Here is a 6,900-nt window from a genome sequence, read left to right on the forward strand (position 1 = left end):
CCTCGTGCCTCGGGCCGCTCCCGCCAGCCCCGCCACGCCTTCGCCCCAACCTCTCCCGCTCGCCGATAGCCTGGGGCCCGGCCCGTCATCCGCGGCCCTCGTGCCTCGGGCCGCTCCCGCCAGCCCCGCCACGCCTTCGCCCCAACCTCTCCCGCCGGTTGCGTGCCGCGCAGCCGTCCGCGAAGCCACATGGGAAACACTCGGGCTGCCCGTTACGCTGGTGTCATGCCGCAGTTCGAACCCGCCAGCGCCGCCGACGCCCCCGCAGCCCCGGCTCCGGTGGACGTCGACCGCGTCATGGACTGCGTGCGTCGCCTGGGCCTGCGCTTCTTCCTCGACGATGAGGGCGACGTCGGTATCCCCTGGCGCTACGTCACCGTCCACGCCATCTTCCAGGGCGACCGCGCCCTGCAGCTGCGCGGCGTGTGGCACCGCATCGCCGACACCGAGCACCTGGCTGAACTGCGCCGCCTGGTGGAGGACTGGAACGCCACCCGCATCGGTCCCAAGGCCTACCTGACGATTGCCGACGGCGGCGTGGTGCGGCTGCACGGGGAGGTCACCTATCCGCTGGGCGCCGGCATGACCGACGCGCAGCTCGAGGACTTCATCTTCACCGGCTGCCGGCTCATCGTCGCCCTCATGCGGGAGGCGGAGGATGTCTTCCCGGACCCCATCCGCGGAAGGCTGGAGCCATGAGCCGTCGGCCCGGCCGGCGTTGGACCGGTTTTATCGCCCGCCTGTTCGGCAAGTCCTGGGATGAGCGCGTTCCCGGCGACCAGGACAACCCGCCCGACGTGCGGCAAATCCACCGCGAGGGCGGGCGTCGGCTGCGCCACCCCGGGCCGATGGACCTGTCCGACTTCGACATCGACTACCCCGAGCGCGTCGACACCCGAGCCGACTCGCAGTCCGGCTCGGCGCAGGTCGCCCGCGGCACCACACGCGGGCCCGACAACGGCGAATTGCCCACCCCACTGACCCTGGATCGCATCGAGGCCATGCTCACCGGTCCGATGGGCTACGGGGTGCGCCGGCACCGCGAGGATGGCCACGTATGCCTGCTGGGCACTTGGGACGGCTTCCCCTTCGTCATTGAGATTCCCGAGGGCCACGACGACTGGCTGCTGGTGTCCGGCGACTGGGAGAAGCCGGCCGGTGGGAGCGAACGCGACGAGCTGGCGGCCTCCGTCAACGACTGGAACCGCGACAAGTACTTCCCGACCGTCGCCCTCGTGGACACTCCGGCCGGTCCGCTGGTGCGTGCCACCTACCTGGTGGGGATGGAGCCGGGCGTCACCGACGCTCAGCTGCGCCTGCATCTGGACACCGCCCTGTCCTCCTGCACCCAGGCCCTCAGCCGGGTCCAACCCCTGCTGCCCGAGCTGTGAGCGCCCAGATCCCGCCGGTGCAGGTGGCGGTGGTCGGTCCCACCGCCACCGGTAAATCCGAGCTCGCCCTGGACCTGGCCGATGCCCTGGGCGGGGCGGCCGAGATGGTCAACGCCGATGCCTTCCAGCTCTACCGCGGCATGGACATCGGCACCGCCAAGCTCCCCTTCGCCGAGCGCCGCGGCTACCCCCACCACCAACTCGACGTGCTGGACGTGCGCCAGGAGGCCAGCGTCGCCGCCTACCAGTTCCATGCCCGCGCCGACCTAAAGGGCATCACCGAGCGCGGCAACCGGGCCGTCATCGTGGGCGGCTCCGGGCTGTACGTGCGCGCCGTCACCGACGCCCTGGACTTTCCCGGCACCGACCCCCGGCTGCGTGCCGCGCTGGAGGAACGCGCCCGAGTCGAGGGCACCGCCGCTCTGCGGCAGGAGCTGCAACGGGTGGACCCGGAAGCCGCCGCGCGCATTGAGCCGGGCAACACGCGGCGCATTGTGCGCGCCCTGGAGGTGGTGCGGCTCACCGGCCGTCCCTTCTCCGCCTCGCTGCCCCGCTACGCCGACCTCGTCCCCACCGTGCACTTGGCGCTGCGCTGGGACCGCGACGTCCTGAACCGGCGCATCGACGTGCGCGCCGAGACCATGTTCACCTCCGGCCTGCTGGAGGAGACTGCCGGCCTGCTCGAGGACGGCCTGCGGGAGGGCCCGACCGCGCCGCGCGCCATCGGCTACGCCCAGGCCATCGCCGTACTCGACGGCCGCATGTCACGATCGGAGGCGGTCGCCGCCACTGCCGCCGCCACCCGCAAACTCGCCTCCCGGCAGCTGAAGTGGTTCCGCCGCGACCCGCGCGTGCACTGGCTCGACGTCGCCGCCAACGGGGTCACCTGGGCGAGTGGGGAGCGTGCGCGCATCGTCGCCGAAGCCGCCCGCCTCGTGCAGGCGGCGGAGACCCACGCCCGGGCCGGACAGTGACAGCTCCGGTTAGGCAATAGGGTGACCCCATGACCATTGCCCCCGGCCTGGCCGGCCGCACCCTCATCAAGGGCCACGCCGCCGGCTCCGACCTCCTGCTGCTCGTCGACCCCGAGCGGGAGGCCGCCTTCACCGCCGCCGACGTCGCCGCAGTCTGCGACCCGCACACGGGCCTGGGCGCCGACGGCCTGGTACGGGTAGTGCGCACCGCCGCCCTGCCCGGAACCGGGGCGTTCCGCGCCGCCGTCCCCGAGGCCGAATGGTTCCTGGACTACTACCGCCCCGACGGCGCCCCCACGGCCGGCGCCGCACCCACCTACGGCGACGCCTGCCGCCTGCTGGCCGCCGTACTGGACGCCGAGGGCCTGGTGTCCCTCGCCGACGGCGCTGCCATCACCATCGGCACCCGCGGCGGTGCCCGCACCGTCACCCGCCTGGGCGAGTTGTGGGCCGTCGACGTCGGCCCCGCCCACCTGGCGGAGGTGACCGATCCGGCCGCGGACGCCGCCGCGGAGGGCTGGGACACCGCCGTGTCGATCCCGGGCCTGGCCGGGGAACGGGCCGCCCTCAGCCTGAACCTGTCGGGCCGGCACGCCGTCGTCGCCGTCGAGCAGGAGGCCGAGTTGGATGCCGCCGAGCTTGGCGATCCCGCCGCGAGCGAGTCGATCGCCTACACTCCGGCGCCGCTAACGCCTCCGACCCTGGAACTGTTGGTGCCGCTTGGCGAACACGCCGACCCGGAGACCGGCACCACCGTCGGTCGTGCCCGCGTGCGCGTGCTGACGCCGGGCGTTGGGGAGGTGCGCGCCAGCGCCGAGGCCAGCTGCGCGGCGGCGCTGGCCCTGCATGAATGGACCGGTAACGGTGCGCCCGCGGACTATCTGCTGCGCCTGCCCGGCGGCGAGGTCGGCGTGCACGTTGGCGCCGCCCCGCTCACCGACGGCGCCTCCCCGGTACTCACCGGACCGGTGAACCTGGTCGGGCGGATCACCCTTGCTTGAGCGCACGGCGGCCCCCGCCCCGGCCACCGTGAACACCGCCCGCCCCACGCCCGGCGGAGGAGCCGGCCCGGCGACCATCGCCACCACCGGACTGATGCTGTTCGCCCTGTTCTTCGGCGCCGGCAACCTGGTTTTTCCACCGGTCCTGGGCGCGTCGGCCGGCGCACACCTGCCCGCCGTGTTGGTCGGGTTCCTGGCGACCGGGGTGGTGGCGCCGCTGGCGGCCGTGGTCGCCGTGTCCACCTCCGGAGAGGGGATCGTGGGCCTGGCCCGGCGCGTGGGGCCGCGCTTCGGTGCGCTGATGCCGCTGGCGGTCTACCTGTCCATCGGTCCGCTGTACGCGGTGCCGCGGGTGGCCACCGTCTCCTATGAGCTGGCCATTCGCCCGCTGCTGGGCCTGGCAGGGGTCGACGCGGGCCACTGGGCGCTGCCGGCCCATGCGGCAGTCTTCTTCACCGCGTCTGTGGCGGTGGCGGCCCGGCCCAGCCACCTGGCCGACACGATCGGCCGCTGGCTCACCCCCGCGCTGCTGGCGCTGATCGCCGTGCTGTGCACGGTGGTGGTCGCCTCCCAACCGGTGGTGACGCGTCCAGCCGCGCCGGACTACGCCGCCGCCCCCGTCGCCATCGGGCTCACCCGCGGCTACCTGACCATGGACGTGCTGGCGGCAACCGTCTTCGGCATCGTGGTCATCACCACGCTGCACGGCCGGGGCCTGCGCACCCCGCGCGCGGTGGTGCGGGCCACCGCCGCCTCCGGGGCCCTGGCCGCGGGCCTGCTGGCAGCGGTGTATGTGGGGCTGGCCCTGATCGGTGAGCGCACCCCGGGCGCCGCCGACGACGGCACCGCCCTGCTGCGTGCGGCCGCGGCCCGGGCACTGGGCGACTGGGGGGTAGTGATCTTCGCGGCCATCGTGTTGCTGGCCTGCCTGACCACCAGCGTGGGGCTGCTGTCCGCCTGGGCCGGTTACGCCACGGCGGCGCTGCCCGCCCTGCCGGTCCCGGCGCGGCTGCGCCCGCATGCGCAACTGCTGGCCGGCGCGGTCATCTCCTTCGGCCTGGCCAACCTGGGCCTGCGCGCCATGATCGCGGTCATCACGCCGGTGACGCTGCTGCTGTATCCCGTGGCGATCACGCTGGTGCTGGTCGCGCTCATCGACGCCGTCGCCCCCGGACACCTCCGGGCCGCCTACCGGGTGCCGGTGGGCGTGGCCGGGCTGCTGGGGCTGGTTGCGGCCCTGGCCGGCTTCGGGGTGGATGCTCCCGCGCAGCTGCTGGCGGCCACCGGCCACTGGAATGACACCACCGGTTGGATCCTGCCTACGCTCGTGGCCGGCGCCCTGGGGGATTGCTGCGGACCTGCGCTCCGGGCGCTGGGGTCGCACCGCCTCCGGGCACTGATGGAGCACCGCCTGCCCAGGGGATACGGGCACCTGCGGGAGTTCGCCCAGGGATTGGTGTCAACACACCGGCCGTTTGACTATAGCCGTGGCGGCCTACTCCCCGTAGGCTGGGGCGGTGTCCGCGCGTGGCGGGCGCACCCGAAAACGGGAGGGAATCCAGGTGGCACGCAGCGCTGAGAGCGTCGACCTTCTCAAGTGCTCCTTCTGTGGCAAGAGTCAGAAGCAGGTCAAGAAGCTCATCGCGGGACCAGGCGTCTACATCTGCGACGAGTGCATCGAACTGTGCAACGAGATCATTGATGAGGAACTGGGCGCGTCCAGCTCTGGTGTCCCGCTCGAACTGCCCAAGCCGCAGGAGATCTTCGACTTCCTGAACCAGTACGTCATCGGCCAGGAAGACGCCAAGCGCGCCATGAGCGTGGCCGTATACAACCACTACAAGCGCGTCCAGATGCGTGAGCGTGCTGTCGCCGAGGGGGACGGGCTGGAGCTGGGCAAGTCCAACATCCTGCTGCTGGGGCCCACCGGCACCGGCAAGACACACCTGGCCCGTACCCTGGCCCGCCTGCTGGACGTGCCCTTCGCGATCGTCGACGCCACCGCCCTGACCGAGGCCGGCTACGTGGGCGAGGACGTGGAGAACATCCTCCTCAAGCTCATCCAGGCCGCAGACGGCGACGTCAAGCGCGCCGAGAAGGGCATCATCTACATCGACGAGATCGACAAGATCGGCCGCAAGGCGGAGAATCCCTCCATCACCCGCGACGTGTCCGGGGAGGGCGTGCAGCAGGCCCTGCTGAAGATCATCGAGGGCACCACCGCGTCGGTGCCGCCGGGCGGCGGACGCAAGCACCCCCACCAGGAGTTCCTGGAGATCGACACCACGAACATCCTGTTTATCGCCGCCGGCGCCTTCTCCGGCATCGAGGAGATCGTCCGCCAACGCCGTCGCCGCGAGGCCGGCGCCCAGAACGTGGGCTTCGGTGCCACTCTTGCCAAGGAGCAGGGTGAGGACGTGTTCGCCACGCCGGTGCGTCCCGAGGACCTGCACAAGTTCGGGCTCATCCCCGAGTTCATCGGTCGGCTGCCGGTGATCGCCACCGTGCACGACCTGGGCGTGGACGAGTTGGTGCGGGTGCTGACCGAACCGAAGAACGCCCTACTGACCCAGTACGAGTACCTGTTCAGCCTCGACGGTGTGGAACTGGAGTTGACGGACGAGGCCATCCGGGCCATTGCGACCCTCGCACTGGAGCGCAAGACCGGTGCTCGCGGGCTGACCAGTATCGTGGAGGAGGTGCTCGGGCAGGCCATGTTCGAGGTGCCCTCCATGCCGGAGGTCGGCCGCGTCGTCGTCGACGCCGAGGCCGTGCGCGGCATCGGCAGCCCCCGTTACGAGCACGGCAGCGGCACCCTGTCGGCCACCTCCAAGGGCAGGACCCGCACCGCATGAGCAGCCAGCCGCCGCAGCCGCAGGCAGGACCGGGGGCGCCGTCGGGTGCGCCCGCCCCGGTGCCGCCGCAGCTGGCGGCCTACCGGGCCACCATCGACAACCTCGACGCCGCCCTCATCCACCTGTTGGCGGAGCGCTTCCGCTGCACCCGGCAGGTGGGCCGGCTCAAGGCGGAACTACACCTGCCACCCTCGGATCCGGCTCGTGAAGAGCAGCAGGTGGCCCGGCTGCGGGCGCTCGCGGAGGAGGCGGGCCTGGACCCGGTGTTCGCCGAGAAGTTCTTCGCCTTCATCGTCGCCGAGGTGATCCGCCACCACGAGGCCATCCGGGACGGCAAAGAAGGAGACGAGTGAGCCTTTCCCGACTCCCATGCGTCCTTCGTGGGGCGCAGAACCGATAGGACTGACGGCGGCTTTCCGAGTTCTTCGTGCTTGAGGGTGCCCTGGGCTGTCGGTGGTGGTTGGCGCGCGTGTCCCGGTAGCGCGGCACGTGGCGCGATTGGTGGGAGTGCGTGTTGGCTGGGAGAGCGCGCGGTGGATCATGCACGACGGTTCGCGCCCTCGCCCGACGGTTCGCGTGTTGCGGTCGACGATTCGGCAGTTCCTGCGACGGTTCGTGGGTGTGATGTCTCAGGACATCGGTGACAGTTTTGTGTCAGGACATCGGTGACACTTGGTGT

7 protein-coding genes are annotated in these 6,900 nt (G+C 71.7%); all 7 read left to right on the forward strand.

From position 1 onward, the window contains the following. Positions 1 to 225 precede the first annotated feature (225 nt). From DRB06_RS02795 to DRB06_RS02825, 7 genes are read left to right on the forward strand one after another with little or no spacing between them, the layout of a single operon-like run. The gene (locus tag DRB06_RS02795; RefSeq protein WP_073330589.1) at positions 226 to 699 is read left to right on the forward strand and encodes a YbjN domain-containing protein; all 474 of its coding nucleotides are present in this window, start codon (positions 226 to 228) and stop codon (positions 697 to 699) included. Next, positions 696 to 1,391 carry a YbjN domain-containing protein gene (locus DRB06_RS02800; protein ID WP_111819087.1) on the forward strand — a complete coding sequence of 232 codons (696 nt, stop codon included), beginning with the start codon at positions 696 to 698 and terminating at the stop codon, positions 1,389 to 1,391. Before DRB06_RS02795 ends, DRB06_RS02800 begins: the two co-directional genes overlap by 4 nt. Continuing rightward, the gene (gene miaA / locus DRB06_RS02805) at positions 1,388 to 2,365 is read left to right on the forward strand and encodes a tRNA (adenosine(37)-N6)-dimethylallyltransferase MiaA (protein ID WP_111819088.1); all 978 of its coding nucleotides are present in this window, start codon (positions 1,388 to 1,390) and stop codon (positions 2,363 to 2,365) included. Before DRB06_RS02800 ends, miaA begins: the two co-directional genes overlap by 4 nt. A gap of 29 nt (positions 2,366 to 2,394) precedes the next feature. Beyond that, entirely contained in the window at positions 2,395 to 3,366 is a 972-nt protein-coding gene (locus DRB06_RS02810) for a diaminopimelate epimerase (protein ID WP_073330584.1), read from the forward strand. Further along, positions 3,359 to 4,945, forward strand: coding sequence for a branched-chain amino acid transport system II carrier protein (gene brnQ, locus DRB06_RS02815; protein ID WP_309300320.1), 1,587 nt, complete (start codon positions 3,359 to 3,361; stop codon positions 4,943 to 4,945). Before DRB06_RS02810 ends, brnQ begins: the two co-directional genes overlap by 8 nt. After that, positions 4,929 to 6,221, forward strand: coding sequence for an ATP-dependent Clp protease ATP-binding subunit ClpX (clpX, locus tag DRB06_RS02820; protein WP_108967867.1), 1,293 nt, complete (start codon positions 4,929 to 4,931; stop codon positions 6,219 to 6,221). The genes brnQ and clpX overlap by 17 nt, the downstream gene beginning before the upstream one ends. Beyond that, on the forward strand, positions 6,218 to 6,574 hold the full coding sequence (locus DRB06_RS02825) for a chorismate mutase (protein WP_083565799.1): 357 nt from the start codon (positions 6,218 to 6,220) through the stop codon (positions 6,572 to 6,574). The genes clpX and DRB06_RS02825 overlap by 4 nt, the downstream gene beginning before the upstream one ends. The last annotated feature ends 326 nt before the right edge of the window (positions 6,575 to 6,900 follow it).

The organism is Actinomyces sp. Z5 (genome assembly GCF_003287795.1).
Taxonomy (GTDB): domain Bacteria; phylum Actinomycetota; class Actinomycetes; order Actinomycetales; family Actinomycetaceae; genus Actinomyces; species Actinomyces glycerinitolerans.

Excerpts from the sequence above, each read along its gene's own strand:
- DRB06_RS02795 (WP_073330589.1), top strand. The coding sequence starts at position 226 with ATGCCGCAGTTCGAACCCGCCAGCGCCGCCGACGCCCCCGCAGCCCCG.
- DRB06_RS02800 (WP_111819087.1), top strand. The coding sequence starts at position 696 with ATGAGCCGTCGGCCCGGCCGGCGTTGGACCGGTTTTATCGCCCGCCTG.
- DRB06_RS02810 (WP_073330584.1), top strand. The coding sequence starts at position 2,395 with ATGACCATTGCCCCCGGCCTGGCCGGCCGCACCCTCATCAAGGGCCAC.
- DRB06_RS02825 (WP_083565799.1), top strand. The coding sequence starts at position 6,218 with ATGAGCAGCCAGCCGCCGCAGCCGCAGGCAGGACCGGGGGCGCCGTCG.